8 protein-coding genes and 3 rRNA genes are annotated in these 17,898 nt (G+C 42.4%); 4 read left to right on the plus strand and 7 right to left on the minus strand.

Annotated features, from left to right (window positions below; genetic code table 11):
* Positions 1-27: 27 nt before the first annotated feature.
* Positions 28-2,109 carry an ATP-dependent DNA helicase RecG gene (recG, locus tag CIK86_RS12790; RefSeq protein WP_086996255.1) on the plus strand — a complete coding sequence of 694 codons (2,082 nt, stop codon included), beginning with the start codon at positions 28-30 and terminating at the stop codon, positions 2,107-2,109.
* Positions 2,110-2,467: 358 nt separating this feature from the next.
* On the opposite strand, the gene rrf is transcribed toward recG, so the two are convergent.
* From rrf to rhlB, 5 genes are all read right to left on the minus strand, one after another.
* Positions 2,468-2,582: ribosomal RNA gene (gene rrf, locus CIK86_RS12795) — 5S ribosomal RNA — on the minus strand.
* 145 nt (positions 2,583-2,727) lie between these two features.
* Positions 2,728-5,616, minus strand: a 23S ribosomal RNA gene (locus CIK86_RS12800).
* Between the two features lie 300 nt (positions 5,617-5,916).
* Positions 5,917-7,452: ribosomal RNA gene (locus CIK86_RS12805) — 16S ribosomal RNA — on the minus strand.
* Together the 16S, 23S and 5S rRNA genes form the textbook arrangement of a ribosomal RNA operon.
* Before the next feature lie 578 nt (positions 7,453-8,030).
* Positions 8,031-9,524, minus strand: a complete 1,494-nt coding sequence (gene gppA / locus CIK86_RS12810; protein ID WP_011326842.1) for a guanosine-5'-triphosphate,3'-diphosphate diphosphatase — start codon at positions 9,522-9,524, stop codon at positions 8,031-8,033.
* Between the two features lie 45 nt (positions 9,525-9,569).
* On the minus strand, positions 9,570-10,847 hold the full coding sequence (gene rhlB / locus CIK86_RS12815) for an ATP-dependent RNA helicase RhlB (protein ID WP_041454311.1): 1,278 nt from the start codon (positions 10,845-10,847) through the stop codon (positions 9,570-9,572).
* 91 nt (positions 10,848-10,938) lie between these two features.
* On the opposite strand from rhlB, the gene trxA reads away from it, so the two are divergent.
* Together trxA and rho are read left to right on the plus strand one after the other, a co-directional pair.
* The gene (gene trxA / locus CIK86_RS12820; protein ID WP_011326840.1) at positions 10,939-11,265 is read left to right on the plus strand and encodes a thioredoxin TrxA; all 327 of its coding nucleotides are present in this window, start codon (positions 10,939-10,941) and stop codon (positions 11,263-11,265) included.
* Positions 11,266-11,451: 186 nt separating this feature from the next.
* Positions 11,452-12,711 (plus strand): transcription termination factor Rho, encoded by a 1,260-nt coding sequence (gene rho / locus CIK86_RS12825; RefSeq protein ID WP_011326839.1) that lies wholly within the window; start codon positions 11,452-11,454, stop codon positions 12,709-12,711.
* A 99-nt stretch (positions 12,712-12,810) separates the two neighbouring features.
* Here rho and CIK86_RS12830 read toward each other — a convergent pair whose 3' ends face one another.
* The gene (locus CIK86_RS12830) at positions 12,811-15,639 is read right to left on the minus strand and encodes a tetratricopeptide repeat protein (protein WP_086996999.1); all 2,829 of its coding nucleotides are present in this window, start codon (positions 15,637-15,639) and stop codon (positions 12,811-12,813) included.
* 73 nt (positions 15,640-15,712) lie between these two features.
* Here CIK86_RS12830 and CIK86_RS12835 point away from each other — a divergent pair, with 73 nt between their 5' ends.
* Positions 15,713-16,297: a DNA-J related domain-containing protein gene (locus CIK86_RS12835; RefSeq protein WP_086997002.1), complete on the plus strand. Its 585-nt coding sequence runs from the start codon at positions 15,713-15,715 to the stop codon at positions 16,295-16,297.
* Between the two features lie 30 nt (positions 16,298-16,327).
* On the opposite strand, the gene dbpA is transcribed toward CIK86_RS12835, so the two are convergent.
* Positions 16,328-17,716: an ATP-dependent RNA helicase DbpA gene (gene dbpA, locus CIK86_RS12840; protein WP_011326836.1), complete on the minus strand. Its 1,389-nt coding sequence runs from the start codon at positions 17,714-17,716 to the stop codon at positions 16,328-16,330.
* Between the last annotated feature and the right edge of the window lie 182 nt (positions 17,717-17,898).

The raw sequence follows: 17,898 nt of genomic DNA on the forward strand, positions 1-17,898 counted from the left end.
TTACAAATAATAAGATTTGAGCCCACCTTGTCTAAACCTAGCTTAAGCCAATACCCAATAACAGAACTCAAAGGCGTTGGCCCTAAAATGGCCGAGCGATTGCTAAAGCTAGGTATTTCTACAGTACAAGACATGCTGTTTCATTTACCTCTTCGCTATGAAGACCGCACCCGGCTTTATACTATAAACGAGCTTTCATTACACAGCCATGTAAGCGTGGAAGCAACAATTGAAACAAGCCAGATCACCTTTGGTAAAAGGCGCATGCTAGTTTGCCAAATAAACGATGGCACCGGCAGACTTACACTACGATTTTTTAATTTTACCGCAGCACAAAAAAACGCCCTCAGTGCAGGAAAAATAATACGTTGTTTTGGTGAAGTTCGCCGTGGCCGTGTAGGCTTTGAAATGAGTCATCCGGAATATAGCATAAGCGACACACCCAATGAGCAGCCTACGGCTACAACGCTTACTCCGGTTTACTCAACCACTGAAGGTTTAAAGCAATTATCAATTAGAGCACTTAGCGATCAAGCTATTAATCTATTGCAAAAATATTCAGTAGAGGAGTTGCTTCCAGCGCAATGGCAACCTTCTAATTTAGGGCTAAGTGATGCCTTACTATTATTACATCGCCCGCCTAACGACATAGACGTAATTGCACTTGAACAAGGTACTCATCCAGCTCAGCAGCGGCTCGTTTTTGAAGAGCTACTAGCGCAAAATCTCAGCTTGTTAAAAATACGCCAACAAGGGCAACAAGTTAAAGCTGTCAGCTTAAATTCTAACAACGCATTAGAAAGCCAATTTTTAGCGCAACTCCCTTTTGATCCAACCAATGCACAAAGTCGTGTAGTCGCCGAAATTAAAGGTGATTTACAACAGCCTTACCCTATGATGCGTTTAGTACAAGGCGATGTTGGCTCAGGTAAAACATTAGTAGCAGCATTAAGTGCATTGACTGCTATAGCACAAGGTTTTCAGGTAGCTTTAATGGCTCCTACCGAAATTCTCTCCGAGCAGCATGGGATTAACTTTAATAACTGGTTTAACCAATTAGGTATTACAGTTGCCTGGCTTGGAGGTAAAACTAAAGGTAGAGAACGTGTAGCTACACTTGAAAAAATAGCCTCCGGTGAGGCGCAAATGATCGTCGGCACCCATGCGTTATTTCAAGACGAGGTGAAATTTCATAATCTCGTGCTTATTATTATCGATGAACAACATCGCTTTGGTGTTCATCAACGATTATCACTGCGTGAAAAAGGCCGCTTTGGCGACTGTTACCCACATCAACTAGTCATGACAGCAACACCTATACCTCGCACACTTGCAATGACCGCTTACGCCGATTTAGAGACCTCTGTAATAGATGAATTACCACCGGGTCGAACACCCATAACAACAGTGGCATTACCAGACACTCGTCGAGGCGATATTATCAAGCGCGTTAAATTAGCCTGCCATGAGCAAGGCAGGCAAGTTTATTGGGTATGTACGCTCATTGATGAATCAGAAGTGCTGCAATGCCAAGCCGCCGAAGATAGCGCGCAGCAATTAAAAGAAGCCTTACCAGAGCTAAGCGTAAGCCTTATACATGGACGGATGAAAGCTGCAGAAAAACAAGCCATTATGAGTGAGTTTAAAGCTGGTAATATTCATGTTTTAGTCGCAACCACAGTCATTGAAGTAGGGGTGGATGTACCTAATGCCAGTTTGATTATTATAGAAAACCCTGAGCGTTTAGGTTTAGCACAATTACACCAACTACGTGGTCGAGTAGGGCGTGGAGCTACCGCTTCGCATTGTGTACTTTTATACCATGCACCTCTCTCACATACAGCACAAAAGCGTCTGGGCGTGTTAAGAGATAGTAACGATGGTTTTGTTATAGCTGAGCGAGACTTAGAGATCCGCGGCCCTGGTGAAGTGCTCGGCACTAAACAAACCGGTTTAGCTGAATTTAAAATTGCCGATCTAACCCGCGACAAACACACTTTAAATCAAGTCAGGCCAATAGCGCAGCAAATGCTAATACAGCACCCAAAACAAGTAGATGCACTTATAAGTAGATGGCTTGGTAATAAATCCAACTACGCACTAGCTTAAAACTGCGCTCTTTCACAATATTGAGACTACCCCTAGTACTTTCCAGCTTAAATTACACTTTTCTGCAGACGTAAAAAAGCCCGATTATTTTCAATCGGGCTATCTCGATTTGGGGTCGGCGCGCTACTTCGTAGCGACAACGCTGTAAAATGTCGTAGTGCCCACAGCGGTAGAAAATCACAGTGCAAATGCACCACATTCATTGGCTAGTGGTGATATTTTTATGATTTGAGTATCGGGTATCGCGTTGCTCGCCCGACCTACGCGGGAGACTTGTGTACATTATTCACCCACATTTCACTTTTCTACAGACGTAAAAAAGCCCGACTATTTCTAGTCGGGCTTTCTACAATTTGGAGCCTGGCAATGTCCTACTTTCACATAGCAAATGCTACACTATCATCGGCGCTGTTTCGTTTCACTACTGAGTTCGGCATGGGGTCAGGTGGGTCCAAAACGCTATGGTTACCAAGCAAATTAGGGCGTTAATTCGTATCACTACAAATTAACTGAATTTGGAAAATATCTGATAATATTTTTTAAGTCTTTGCGTAAATATCTACTTTAGCAATATTAACTTCTTGCTTGAACTGTCACATAAAACGCGTTTGGCGTTGTATGGTTAAGCCTCACGGGTAATTAGTACAAGTTAGCTTAATGCCTCACAGCACTTCCACATCTTGCCTATCAACGTTGTAGTCTCCAACGGCCCTTCAGAGAGCTTATAGCTCTAGTGAGAAATCATCTCGAGGCCTGCTTCGCGCTTAGATGCTTTCAGCGCTTATCAGTTCCGAACGTAGCTACCGGGCAATGCCATTGGCATGACAACCCGAACACCAGCGGTTCGTTCACTCCGGTCCTCTCGTACTAGGAGCAACCCCTCTCAATTCTCAAACGCCCACGGCAGATAGGGACCGAACTGTCTCACGACGTTCTAAACCCAGCTCGCGTACCACTTTAAATGGCGAACAGCCATACCCTTGGGACCGACTTCAGCCCCAGGATGTGATGAGCCGACATCGAGGTGCCAAACACCGCCGTCGATATGAACTCTTGGGCGGTATCAGCCTGTTATCCCCGGAGTACCTTTTATCCGTTGAGCGATGGCCCTTCCATTCAGAACCACCGGATCACTATGACCTACTTTCGTACCTGCTCGACGTGTCTGTCTCGCAGTTAAGCTGGCTTCTACCATTACACTAACCGTACGATGTCCGACCGTACTTAGCCAACCTTCGTGCTCCTCCGTTACTCTTTAGGAGGAGACCGCCCCAGTCAAACTACCCACCAGGCACTGTCCGTAACCCCGATTCAGGGGCCAACGTTAGAACATCAAAACTACAAGGGTGGTATTTCAAGGTTGACTCCAACAAAACTAGCGTCTCATCTTCAAAGTCTCCCACCTATCCTACACATGTAGGTTCAATGTTCAGTGCCAAGCTGTAGTAAAGGTTCACGGGGTCTTTCCGTCTAGCCGCGGGTACACAGCATCTTCACTGCGATTTCAATTTCACTGAGTCTCGGGTGGAGACAGCGTGGCCATGGTTACACCATTCGTGCAGGTCGGAACTTACCCGACAAGGAATTTCGCTACCTTAGGACCGTTATAGTTACGGCCGCCGTTTACCGGGGCTTCGATCAAGAGCTTCTCCCTAAGGATAACCCCATCAATTAACCTTCCGGCACCGGGCAGGTGTCACACCGTATACGTCATCTTGCGATTTTGCACAGTGCTGTGTTTTTAATAAACAGTCCCAGCCACCTGGTCACTGCGGCTCCCGTCCGCTTAGAGAGCAAGTCTCATCACAGATAGGAGCGTACCTTCTCCCGAAGTTACGGTACGATTTTGCCTAGTTCCTTCACCCGAGTTCTCTCAAGCGCCTTAGTATTCTCTACCTGACCACCTGTGTCGGTTTGGGGTACGATTCCATATAATCTGAAGCTTAGAGGCTTTTCCTGGAAGTATGGCATCAGCAACTTCATCACCTTGGTGACTCGTCTCGTGTCTCAGGTTTAATGTTCGTCCGGATTTACCTAAACAAACGCCCTACTCACTTTCACATGGACTACCAACGCCATGCTTGCTTAGCCTGCTCCGTCCCCCCATCGCAATTATATCGAGTACAGAAATATTAATCTGTTTCCCATCGACTACGCCTTTCGGCCTCGCCTTAGGGGTCGACTTACCCTACCCTGATTAACATGGGATAGGAACCCTTGGTCTTCCGGCGTGGGAGTTTTTCACTCCCATTATCGTTACTCATGTCAGCATTCGCACTTCTGATACCTCCAGCAACCCTCCCGGGTCACCTTCAACGGCTTACAGAACGCTCCCCTACCACTCATCCTAAGATGAATCCGCAGCTTCGGTGCATAGTTTAGCCCCGTTACATCTTCCGCGCAGACCGACTCGACCAGTGAGCTATTACGCTTTCTTTAAAGGATGGCTGCTTCTAAGCCAACCTCCTGGCTGTCTGGGCCTTTCCACATCGTTTCCCACTTAACTATGACTTTGGGACCTTAGCTGGCGGTCTGGGTTGTTTCCCTCTTCACGACGGACGTTAGCACCCGCCGTGTGTCTCCCGGATATTACTTTACGGTATTCGGAGTTTGCAAAGGGTTGGTAAGTCGGGATGACCCCCTAGCCTTAACAGTGCTCTACCCCCGTAAGTATTCGTCCGAGGCTCTACCTAAATAGATTTCGGGGAGAACCAGCTATCTCCCGGTTTGATTAGCCTTTCACTCCTAACCACAAGTCATCCCCTAACTTTTCAACGTTAGTGGGTTCGGTCCTCCAGTTGATGTTACTCAACCTTCAACCTGCTCATGGCTAGATCACCGGGTTTCGGGTCTATACCTTGCAACTATTCGCCCAGTTAAGACTCGGTTTCCCTACGGCTACCCTAATCGGTTAACCTCGCTACAAAATATAAGTCGCTGACCCATTATACAAAAGGTACGCAGTCACCCAACAAGTGGGCTCCTACTGCTTGTACGTACACGGTTTCAGGTTCTATTTCACTCCCCTCACAGGGGTTCTTTTCGCCTTTCCCTCACGGTACTGGTTCACTATCGGTCAGTTGGGAGTATTTAGCCTTAGATGATGGTCCACCTATATTCAGTCAAAGTTTCACGTGCTCCGACCTACTCGATTTCACTTAAAATGTCTTTTCATGTACGGGACTATCACCCTGTATCGTGGCGCTTTCCAGCAGCCTTCCATTAACACATAATAAGCTTAAGGGCTGTTCCGATTTCGCTCGCCGCTACTTTCGGAATCTCGGTTGATTTCTTTTCCTACGGGTACTTAGATGTTTCAGTTCTCCGCGTTCGCCTCGTTAACCTATGTATTCAGTTAACGATACCTGCAAGCAGGTGGGTTTCCCCATTCGGAAATCCTAGTCTCAAGTGCTTTTTACTAGCTTGACTAGGCTTATCGCAAGTTAATACGTCCTTCATCGCCTCCAACTGCCAAGGCATCCACCGTGTACGCTTAGTCACTTAACCATACAACCCAAACGGGTCTTTGTTGTGTGACAGTTTAACTTCGCCAGAAGTCAATATTGAATACTAAAGTAGATACCAATCAATCAACTCGTAAGAGTTAATTAAATGGCACTGAATGGTACTGCTACCATTCTTTTTTTACTTTTGAAAACTCTTGATAAATAACAATGTTATTCATCAGAATTTTATTATCAGCTTTTCCAAATTTTTAAAGAGCATATTAATTAGTTATCCCGAAGGACAAGCACTAATTAACAATCATCTGTGTGGACACTACGAACAAATAAGTTCTAAATCGTATAAGGAGGTGATCCAGCCCCAGGTTCCCCTAGGGCTACCTTGTTACGACTTCACCCCAGTCATGAATCACTCCGTGGTAAACGTCCTCCCGAGGGTTAGACTATCTACTTCTGGAGCAACCCACTCCCATGGTGTGACGGGCGGTGTGTACAAGGCCCGGGAACGTATTCACCGCGTCATTCTGATACGCGATTACTAGCGATTCCGACTTCATGGAGTCGAGTTGCAGACTCCAATCCGGACTACGACGCACTTTAAGTGATTCGCTTACTCTCGCGAGTTCGCAGCACTCTGTATGCGCCATTGTAGCACGTGTGTAGCCCTACACGTAAGGGCCATGATGACTTGACGTCGTCCCCACCTTCCTCCGGTTTATCACCGGCAGTCTCCTTAGAGTTCTCAGCATTACCTGCTAGCAACTAAGGATAGGGGTTGCGCTCGTTGCGGGACTTAACCCAACATCTCACAACACGAGCTGACGACAGCCATGCAGCACCTGTATCAGAGTTCCCGAAGGCACCAAACCATCTCTGGTAAGTTCTCTGTATGTCAAGTGTAGGTAAGGTTCTTCGCGTTGCATCGAATTAAACCACATGCTCCACCGCTTGTGCGGGCCCCCGTCAATTCATTTGAGTTTTAACCTTGCGGCCGTACTCCCCAGGCGGTCTACTTAATGCGTTAGCTTTGAAAAACAGAACCGAGGCTCCGAGCTTCTAGTAGACATCGTTTACGGCGTGGACTACCGGGGTATCTAATCCCGTTTGCTCCCCACGCTTTCGTACATGAGCGTCAGTGTTGACCCAGGTGGCTGCCTTCGCCATCGGTATTCCTTCAGATCTCTACGCATTTCACCGCTACACCTGAAATTCTACCACCCTCTATCACACTCTAGTTTGCCAGTTCGAAATGCAGTTCCCAGGTTGAGCCCGGGGCTTTCACATCTCGCTTAACAAACCGCCTGCGTACGCTTTACGCCCAGTAATTCCGATTAACGCTCGCACCCTCCGTATTACCGCGGCTGCTGGCACGGAGTTAGCCGGTGCTTCTTCTGTCAGTAACGTCACAGCTAGCAGGTATTAACTACTAACCTTTCCTCCTGACTGAAAGTGCTTTACAACCCGAAGGCCTTCTTCACACACGCGGCATGGCTGCATCAGGCTTGCGCCCATTGTGCAATATTCCCCACTGCTGCCTCCCGTAGGAGTCTGGGCCGTGTCTCAGTCCCAGTGTGGCTGATCATCCTCTCAAACCAGCTAGGGATCGTCGCCTTGGTGAGCCATTACCTCACCAACTAGCTAATCCCACTTGGGCCAATCTAAAGGCGAGAGCCGAAGCCCCCTTTGGTCCGTAGACATTATGCGGTATTAGCAGTCGTTTCCAACTGTTGTCCCCCACCTCAAGGCATGTTCCCAAGCATTACTCACCCGTCCGCCGCTCGTCAGCAAAGTAGCAAGCTACTTTCTGTTACCGCTCGACTTGCATGTGTTAGGCCTGCCGCCAGCGTTCAATCTGAGCCATGATCAAACTCTTCAATTAAAAAGTTTTATGTCTTTCGACAGCTCAATGAATTCTGAATTTTTTGTTTTTGTTGCCAAAAACGAATTGACTGTGCGTTATTATTTTCACTTTTAAAAAAAGTGAAATCAAAACAGCTCAAGGCTGAATCTTTTAATAACATATGGTCACTCAGTTTCAATTGAGACTCTAATTTGTTTGCCTCGCTAATTACCCATAAAGAGTAAGTAGATTGGCTGTTAGAACTCAATCTGTACGAGTGCCCACACAGATGATTGCTTTATATTGTTAAAGAACGTTGCGACAATAAAGTAAAACCTTATCTCGCTAGGGCTGCGCATATTACGCTTTCCTATTTTTTTGTCAACACTTAAATGTAAACTTTATAAAAATCTAAATTTAAGTTTTACTCGACTCACTGATTGACTCTTGCCTCGCTAAGCGTTGCTGTCTGCCGTCTCAGTGGGGTCGCATTATAGGACGCAGCCAGTTTTACGCAAGCGTTTTTTAAAGAAAACTTAAAATAAAACGCTGTTCGCTTGATATTTAAACCAAGTGGTTATTTTAAACACTAAAAAGGCCCTTATGGGCCTGTTTAGTTAATTTACTATGAGCTTCCAGCCAAGTTTCGCTTGCTGCTTAGATTCTTGTTGCAGCTCGCTTGCCATTAATGGATGGTTTTTCAACCAGTCATTTTCAAACTGCAGATTTAAGACATCGTCTTTAACAGTTATCGCAAACTCAGGGAGTACATCATCTTGGCGACGCATACATAAAATGACAGCTATACGTATTAGTCTTACTAAATACTGCGCAAGTACACTATTTGCACCAAGAGAATCAAAATAGCCTTTTTGAAGATCAGAGCGATGCCCTTTAGCTACCGCAACAATGACTTTATGCTCTGACTGCGAAAAACCTGGCATTTCAGTATTTTTTAAAATATAAGCACTGTGTTTGTGATACTGCTTATACTCTATCAATAAACCAATTTCATGAAGCTGTGCAACTGCCGTTAATAAAGGCAACCCATTAAGTGCTTTTATTGGCCAGCTTTCATTTACTTCTGATGCTAAGTTTAATACGAGACTGGCGACGCGGCTAGCTTGCTTTTGATCAACATGGTAACGATCGATAAAGCCATCGATTGTACGTTTACGAATATCGCTATTATGCAGCTCTGGTAGCATGCTGTATAAAACACCCTCACGCAGTGCTCCACCTGCTAATCCCATTTTTTCGATCTCGAGCGATTCAAATAATGCAATTAAAATGGCAAGCCCTGATACAAATACTAAACGGCGATCTTCACTTAGCCCTGGTAGGTCTAATGCGGCAATCGTTTTATAAGCGATTGATTGCTTTTTGATAGTGTAGAGTTTTTCAAGGGTTAATAGCTCATCTAGGTTTTGCGCTATCATGATTTCTTGAATTGCTTGTACTGTACCCGAAGCACCTGAGGCTATTTGCCAGCCTTTAACTTTATACTCTGATGCAATTTCATCAATGACAGTACGTGCGGCTTTTATTGCGGTGTTAAAGTTTGCATTGCTTAATTTGCAATCTTTAAAATAGCGCTCTAGGTAGGTAACACACCCGATGTTCAGGCTTTTGTAAAGTAATGCATCAAAGTTCTTACCAATAATCACTTCAGTGCTAGCACCACCAATATCGATAACAAGCTGACTACCGGTACAAGATGAGGTATGAGCAACGCCTTTATATATAGTGCGCGCTTCTAGTTCGCCGCTAATGACATTAACTTTATGACCGAGGATTTTTTCTGCTTGCGCTTTAAATACATCAGCATTACTAGCTAAACGTAATGTGGCGGTGGCAACTATAGTGATATTTTGTTTAGGGATGTCTTGTAAGCGCTCAGCAAATAACGCTAGGCACTCCCATCCTCTATGCATTGCTTCTGAGCTTAATACATTGTCTATATCAAGCCCTGCAGCTAACCTTACTTTGCGTTTAACACGACCTATGGTTTGCAGGCCGCCAGCTATTGATTTAGCAATAAGCATATGAAAGCTATTTGAACCTAAATCAATAACTGCATATACATTTTTTTGCGGTTTAAGTTGCCCCACCGTTCAAAAACCTCTAATTACTATTACAGTTAAACTAACGGTCGTTTATGACCGTCCTTTTTGATAACTATTATTTGGGCGACGTCCGCTGTTGTTACTGCGATTACGTGGGCCTGTAGAAAAGTTACGCTTTCTATGAATAGTAGGTTTAGTTAAATCATCCAGTAATGCTGTTTTATCGTAATGTGATAAAGGAATACTGTGATCTATATACTCTTCAATTTCATGCAAGTTATAAGCATATTGTTCGCATGCAAAACTAATAGCGTGACCAGACGCGCCAGCGCGGGCTGTACGGCCAATACGGTGTACGTAATCTTCGCAATCATCTGGTAAATCAAAATTAAATACATGGCTTACTTCAGGAATATGTAGACCACGTGCTGCAACATCTGTTGCCACTAAAAAGTCTAAGTCGCCTTTACTAAACTCAGCTAAAATTGATTGACGTTTTTTCTGATTTACGTCACCGGTAAGCATGCCAACCCGATGTCCATCGGCTTTTAACCAGGCATATACGGTTTCACAACTATGCTTAGTGTTAGCAAAGATAATGGCTTTTTCAGGCCACTCTTCTTCAATTAACGTCAGCAGCAGCTTAATTTTATCTTCTTGTGAAGGATGAAATAGCTCTTCTTGAATGCGTTTACCGGTTTTTACGTCTGGTTCAATTTGTACGTGCTCAGGATTGGTCATATGTTCAAACGCAAGTTCTTGTACACGATACGATAGCGTTGCAGAGAATAATAAATTTAAACGCTTTGATGTATCTGGCATACGGTGGAACATATAACGAATATCTTTGATAAAGCCCAAATCAAACATACGATCTGCTTCGTCAAGCACGACTACCTCAATTTCATTAAGGGTGTAACAGCCTTGCTTATACAGATCAATTAAACGACCTGTAGTACCAATTAAAATATCAACGCCTTTTTCTAGTTGTGCACGTTGTTTTTCGTAATCTTCGCCACCATATACTAAACCTAAGTTAAGATTACAGTGCGGCGCTAAAATTTTTGCATCTTTGTGTATCTGAATCGCCAGCTCCCTTGTAGGGGCCATGATCAGGGCTCTTGGATGTTTACTAGGGGCTTTGCTAGATTGTAATAACCGATGGCACGTGGCAGTTAAAAACGCCAACGTTTTGCCTGTACCTGTTTGTGCTTGGCCTGCGATATCGCGACCCTCACAAATAAAAGGTAGGCATTTAGCTTGAATGGGTGTGCAATATTCAAACCCACTTTCGGTTAAACCGGCAACCACTTCCGGTGCAATAGCAAAGTCTGAAAACTTTTTATCGGTCAAATGTGTCTTAGTCATAGCGTTTAAGCATAACGTTTAAACTTGCAATAAGAAACAAGAGTGTTTAAATACGCACTAAATATTTCGCCTAACTAAACCGGAGAGCGCAATGAGCGAGAAAATAATCCAAATTACTGACGATAGCTTTGAAGCTGACGTATTACAATCAGACAAGCCTGTACTAGTAGACTTTTGGGCTGAGTGGTGCGGACCTTGTAAAATGATCGCCCCTATCCTTAGTGAAGTTGCTGAGGAATTTGATGGTCGCGTTACCATAGCTAAACTTAATATCGATCAAAATGCGGGTACACCGCCTAAATTTGGTATTCGTGGTATCCCTACATTACTTCTTTTTAAAGATGGCCAAGTTGCTGCAACTAAAGTTGGCGCACTTTCAAAAACTCAATTAATCGAGTTTTTAGAAAACAATCTTTAAATTTAAACAATAAAAAAAGGGCTTAATGCCCTTTTTTTATTATTTTTTTGTATAAACACTGGACGCTGTGTCAATGAGCTGCTAGTTTATAAAGCCAACTAATCCTTAGTTATATTCAACAAACCTCACTCAACGATCAAACAAAGCGATTTTGAGTATGACAACTGTAATAAAGAACCCACCAATATGCATTTACGCGAACTAAAAGACAAATCTATAAAAGAGCTTGTAGACTTAGCTGAGTCCATGGGGCTCGAAAACGTAGCCCGCTTAAGAAAGCAAGATATCATTTTTGCTATTTTAAAATCACATGCCAAAGGCGGAGAGAATATCTTCGGTGGCGGTGTATTAGAAATTTTGCAAGATGGTTTTGGCTTTTTAAGATCATCAGAAGCCTCTTACTTAGCTGGCCCAGATGACATTTATGTTTCACCTAGCCAGATTCGCCGTTTTAGTATGCGTACTGGCGATTCAATCTCAGGCCTTATTCGTCCACCTAAAGACGGTGAGCGTTACTTTGCTTTACTTAAAGTAAATGAAGTTAACTTTGATAAACCTGAAAACTCTCGCACTAAAATTCTTTTTGAAAACCTAACACCACTGCATGCAAACGAACGTTTTCGTATGGAACGCGGTAACGGTAGTAAAGAAGATATTACAGCCCGAGTACTTGATTTAGCCTCTCCTATTGGTCGTGGTCAACGTGGTTTATTAGTAGCACCGCCAAAAGCGGGTAAAACCATGCTACTACAAAATATTGCGCAATCGATTACTCACAATCACCCAGATGCAACATTAATGGTATTACTAATTGATGAGCGTCCGGAAGAAGTAACCGAAATGCAGCGTCTTGTAAAAGGCGAAGTAATTGCATCAACATTTGATGAACCTGCTTCTCGCCACGTACAAGTAGCCGAAATGGTTATCGAAAAAGCAAAACGTTTAGTAGAGCATAAAAAAGATGTTGTTATCTTACTTGACTCAATCACACGTTTAGCCCGTGCTTACAACACCGTTATTCCATCATCTGGTAAAGTACTTACCGGTGGTGTTGATGCAAACGCACTCCATAAACCGAAACGTTTTTTTGGTGCTGCACGTAATGTTGAAGAAGGCGGCAGCTTAACAATTATTGCTACTGCGCTTATTGATACCGGCTCTAAAATGGATGAAGTTATCTACGAAGAGTTTAAAGGTACTGGTAACATGGAACTACATCTTAACCGTAAAATTGCGGAACGACGTGTATTCCCAGCTATCGACTTTAACCGTTCAGGCACTCGTCGTGAAGAGTTACTCACAAAACCAGATGAGCTACAAAAGCTGTGGATTTTGCGTAAAATTGTTCATGACATGTCAGAAATTGACGCAATGGAATTTTTAATTGATAAATTATCGATGAGCAAAACCAACGATGAGTTTTTTGATTCGATGAAACGCCAGTAATTCCATATAAGTTTTAAAGCTTATAAAAAAACGCCTAACAATTGAATATCAATTATTAGGCGTTTTTATTTGCCTGCAAAAAAGTAGCGCTGTACCGCTTTAACCATGCTCTTTGTAGTGCAAAAATAAGGCTTGTAGTTTATCAACTAATACTGCAATTTTTTGTACTTCTTCTGGGCTTTTACACGCATCATCTAATGCTTTTGCAGCGTCTGCAATATCGCACAACTTAAACATTTGTGCTGCCCCTAAAATACGATGGCTATCTTTTTGTAACGCTACAAAATCGCCACTATTAAAGTGCTGGCTAATTAGCTCACTTTCTATTGATAAGCTTTGTTTGAAACTAGTCACTAAGTCACTTATATCTATATTTACGTTTGTGCTGTTTTGCTCATTTTTTATTGATGCGAGATGCTCAGCTATAGTGCTATAAAACTTCTCTTTATCAATTGGTTTAGCTAAGTAATCAGTAAAACCAAGTGCTAAATACTGCTCGATCTCATGGCTCATTGCATTGGCCGTTAAGGCAAATATTGGCTGCTCATAACCGCACTGCCTGAGCAACTCAAAAGCAGTAATGCCATCCATAATAGGCATTTGAATGTCCAACAGCACAAAATCAGGATACTCTTTTAAACATTGCTCTACAGCTTGCTCGCCATTTTCAACTGCAATAACGTCAAGCCCCATGGCGCGTAAATAACGGCTTATTAATCTGCGATTATCGTCATGATCCTCAGCAAGTAACACTTTAGCGCTTAGCGCTTTATAGCCACCATTTATATTGTCTTTAGCTGTAACTGCACATTCGCTTTTATCTACTGGTACGCACGGCACAAAAAATGAGAATTGACTGCCTTTTTTAAATTCGCTTTGCACACTAATATATCCCCCCATCATGGCAGCTAGTTGTTGTGACAAACTAAGTCCCAAACCAGTACCACCAAAACGACGGCTAATACTATTATCTGCTTGGCTAAAACATTCAAAAATAAGCTTTAGCTGCGCTGTATTCATACCTATTCCGGTATCTTTTACCGTAAGCACTAGCCCTTGCTCGGTATTATTGGCCACAATCGTAACTTGGCCACTGTGAGTAAACTTAATTGCATTAGCACACAGGTTTATTAATATTTGCTTTACTCGGGTTAAATCAAGCCTGGTATACAGTTCATTACCGAGTTGGTTGTCAAATACCAAGGATAAGTTTTTGGCTTTTGCTTGTACGCTAAACATCCCATGTATGTCATTCAGCACTTGTACAATATCAAAACAAGAAATAGACAGCTCCAATCGATTTGCTTCTATTTTACTTAAATCGAGCACATCATTAATTAAACTTTTTAAATGATCGCTTTGACGCTGAATAACTTTGAGCTCATCTTGTAACTGCTCAGGATCATACAAACCATTAATTAAGTCGTCGGTTTGGCTTAAAATAGCGGTGAGTGGGGTGCGAATTTCATGGCTTATATTTGCTAAAAACTGACTTTTAACATCGTTTGCTTCGCGCAGCTCTTGCGCCACACTTTGTAATTCTAACGTGCGTTGCTCTACTTGCTCTGTTAGTTGTAATTTTGCATTACTTTCTATTCTGCGACGATAAATTGCAATAACTGTAATTAAAATAAGAATTGCCACAATGCTAAGCAAAATAGTTAACTGTGAACGTTTTGCAATTTTTAATTCTTGTAAGCTACGTTCTTGCTTAAGCTGATTAATTTCTTGGTTTAGTTTATCTGCTTCAAATTGAGTTTGAAAAATACTAACTGCCTTTGAAGCCTCTTCTGTATTTATACTACGTTGATAGTCAACATACTGCTGATGCAATTGCAGCGCTTGTTTAAAGTCGCCTAAGCTTGAGTAAATCAAAGCCTCAATACCTAAGCCGTCTTTAATGCGCATGCCATTTTTATATTCTTTTGCTAATGCAATTGAGTGCTCTGACGTTGTTTTTGCATTTTCAATATCGCCCTGAGCAAACTGCGCAGTGGCAAGCACATGCAGTGCCGCCGCTAATAACGATTTATTCCCCGCATCAAGTGCAAATTGCTGCGCCGCCTTTGCATGATACAAGGCCACATCAAATTTATTTAAGTGCAGATTAATACTCGCTAAATTAGCGTGCTTAGTAGAGAGTTGGAATGCATTATTTATGCTCTGATAGTAACGCAGTGCCAGCTGATTATAATGCAGTGCCAACTGGTATTGCTTTGACTCAGTATAGGCAACTCCCATATTGCCATAGACTTGAGCTACACCATCTTCATCACCAAGTTGTTGAAATACCTTTAATACCTCACGATACATTTCAAGTGCTGATTCGTAACGAGAAAGGCGAATATATATCCCGGCAATATTGTGCAAAATATCGGCTTTGTCTTGCGCACTGCCCTCTTTTTCGTAGATCAGTTTTGCTTGCTGATAATAATCCAGTGCTAATTCCATGTTATACATATCAAAATAAGCCAAGCCTATATTACTTAATAAATTGGCTTGTTTTAATGAGCCTTTTAAACGTATGGCTAACCCTAAAGCCCGGCTATAATCAACCACAGCTTGTTGTACAAACCCTTGATAATACAACACCACACCTTGCATTTTTATTGCTCTAAAATACAGATCGGGCAACTCATTAAAGGTGATGCTACTCTCTAATAACTTATAATACTCTAAGGCATGAGGAAGGTCGTTGGCATTAAAGGCAAGTTCAGCTAAGTCGCTATATATAGCAATGCGCTGTTGGTGTGGTAAGTTTTTTTTAGTTAACAGTGTAGAGGCAAAGCTTTGTTTATCTGACCAACTTTCAGCAGACTTAAATTGTTCAAATAAGTCGGCTGGTGTAACAGAAAAACTAAATGTAGAAAAAATGCTGCATACAGCCATAAAGCCAACAAAAAAGAAGCGTTGTAACCAACCCTGCATAATTACATCCTTGAAACTTTTGTAGCCACTATGATAATTTACCCAAGATACACTAATAACTAGACTGTAAACAATGCTTAACCCACTGATAGATGAGATTTTTGAGTTACTTTTGCAAAAGAAAGTATGGATGGTACATACTTTAGCGGCAGAATTACAACAACGTAAAATGATTAACACGCTTGATGTTGCCCCTGATCGTGATTTATTCAAACGTAACTTTTTAATTATGAACGCGCTTTATCAGCTACAGCAGCAAATTATGCCTAAGCAGCAACTCCTTATTAGTGGTTTACAAATACAACTTATTACCACAGCCAGTAACACCCTCATAAAAAATACCGATCCGCTACGAGACTACTACCTTGATTGGCAAAACTTTGAAACCTCTAGCGCCGAAATCGATACTCTTTTAACCCAGTTTTGGCAGCGTTTTACCAAACACAGTAAATCTGCACAAATAATAGATCTAGACACTCATAAACAGCTATTAATAAAGTGGCAACTATCTCAGCAAAGCACGCTAAAAGAAGTACAAAAGCGTTGGCGGCAACTGGCGTTACAGTGTCACCCAGATAAAGCAGTTGGTAATGCAGAAAAATTTAAACAGTTAAAGGGTGAATATGAGCAGCTTAGGGCAAGCTGCTCAATAGATTAGTAATTATTGAATTAGTTATTCAGTACACTATTAGCACGTAAGGCGACGAGCGCGTATTTTACGGCCTTTAATATTACCTTCGGTTAATTTACGCAGTGCCGGTTTTGAAGAATTACGCTCTACGGCAACAAACGCAACGTTGTCGAGTACGTTTATTTTACCAACTTGACGCCCCGCAATACCGTCTTTACCGGTAAGTGCACCTAAAATATCACCTGCGCGTACTTTTTGCTTTTTACCAGAATCAAGCATTAAGGTTACCATTTCTGGTTTGTATGGTGGTTTTTCTAATAAGCTAAACGATGGCATTGGCTCTGGGATCACATCGCGCTCATAATGGTCACCAATTTGTGCAATTTTAAATGCTTCTGCCTCACCATAAATAGAGCATGCAATACCCTTTTTACCCGCTCGACCGGTACGACCAATACGATGCACATGTGTTTGTGTGTCGTGAGCTAAGTGATAGTTAATCACCATATCCATATCGTCAATGTCTAAACCACGCGCGGCCACATCGGTTGCCACTAGTATTGATGCACTTTTATTAGAAAAATGAATTAACGTACGCTCACGATCACGCTGCTCTAAATCACCATGTAAAGATACCGCACTAAAGCCTTCATCAACTAAATCATCACACAATTGCTGTGTTTCTACTTTAGTATTACAAAACACGACACAGCTTTGCGGGGTAAATTTAAGCAGCAATAATTTAAGTGTTGGGTAACGTTGTTTATTGTTATCCATTTTATAGAAGTATTGCTTAATAGTGCTTTTAGCTTGCTCTTCTTCTACCTTAACCATTACTGGATTGCTAAGCACACGCTTTGCAACAGCTTCTATTGCACGTGGAAACGTAGCGCTAAATAGTAATGTTTGGCGGTTAGTAGGAATACGCTCAATAATTGCATCTAAGGTATCTTGAAAACCCATATCTAGCATTTGGTCGGCTTCATCTAATACGAGCGTTTCTACATCATCTAAACGCAAAGTACCTTTACGAATATGATCGTCAACTCGCCCCGGTGTACCAACAATAATATGTGCGCCATGTTCAAGTGAGCCAATTTGTGGACCAATTGATACACCACCACATAAAGTAAGTATTTTAATATTATGGATGCCACGCGCTAATTTGCGCATTTCTACAGCTACTTGCTCTGCCAACTCACGTGTTGGGCACAATACTAAAGATTGAATGCGAAAACGTTTTACGTTTAATTTAGCCAATACGCCTAAGCTAAACGCCGCAGTTTTACCTGACCCCGTTTTTGCTTGAGCAATAATGTCTTTTCCAGCCAGTACTGGCGGTAAACTTTGCGCCTGAACAGGTGTCATGTGGGTGTAGCCGAGTGTTGATAAGTTATCAACTAACCCAGAAGGTAAAGCCAAAGATGAAAAAGCAGTTGTGGTCACAGTAAATCCCAATACAAAAAAATAACATGGGGGAAAGCCCCACTCAATATGCTGCTAATAATAGCAGAATTCCTAATTGGCAACCATTAAGCATTATAAAAAAACACACTAAAAGGCATTGCAAATGATACTGGTTTTCATTAAGGTTAACTCAGCGTTAATACTATCAACCCGGAAACAAC

This window comes from Pseudoalteromonas sp. JB197 (genome assembly GCF_002332205.1).
GTDB classification, from domain to species: Bacteria; Pseudomonadota; Gammaproteobacteria; order Enterobacterales; family Alteromonadaceae; genus Pseudoalteromonas; species Pseudoalteromonas nigrifaciens.